Annotated in this window: 1 protein-coding gene; it reads right to left on the bottom strand. The window is 68.0% G+C overall.

Annotated elements, in window-relative coordinates; genetic code table 11:
• Positions 1–453: EscU/YscU/HrcU family type III secretion system export apparatus switch protein (locus J5M67_RS28520; protein WP_207888687.1), on the bottom strand; the 453-nt coding region annotated here is incomplete at both ends.

The raw sequence follows: 453 nt of genomic DNA, 5'->3' as shown, positions 1-453 counted from the left end.
CCTTGACGATCATCTTCACGAGCTCGAGCAGCGACTTCAGCGAGAAGATCCGCTTGATGCCCGCCATCGGATTGATCGCGTCGAACTTCGGCATCACGGGCTCGAGCGTGATCAGGAAGCCCGCCTGCGGCGCCTGCGACACGATGCCCGCGACGATCGCGGCGGCGACGAACGGCAGCATCGTCAGCGCGGCGCTCGCGGCGAGATCGTGCAGCGCGGCGAGCGTCGCCTGCGGGGTGCGCTCGCCGCGCACGAAGACGAGCGCGGTGCGAACCGCGCGCGAGAGGCCGCCCGTGAGCATCGATTCGCACGCCGTGAGCACGCCGATCGCGGCCGCGAGCGTCATCGCGTCGGCGATGTCCTTGCTCTTGGCGACCTGGCCCTTCTCGCGCACCTTCTTCAGCTTCTTCTCGGTGGGCTCTTCGGTTTTCTCTTCGGCCATCGCCGCGGTTC

This window comes from Pseudomonas sp. 30_B (assembly GCF_017491605.1).
GTDB lineage: Bacteria > Pseudomonadota > Gammaproteobacteria > Pseudomonadales > Pseudomonadaceae > Pseudomonas.
This window is presented reverse-complemented; position numbering and strand designations above follow the sequence as displayed.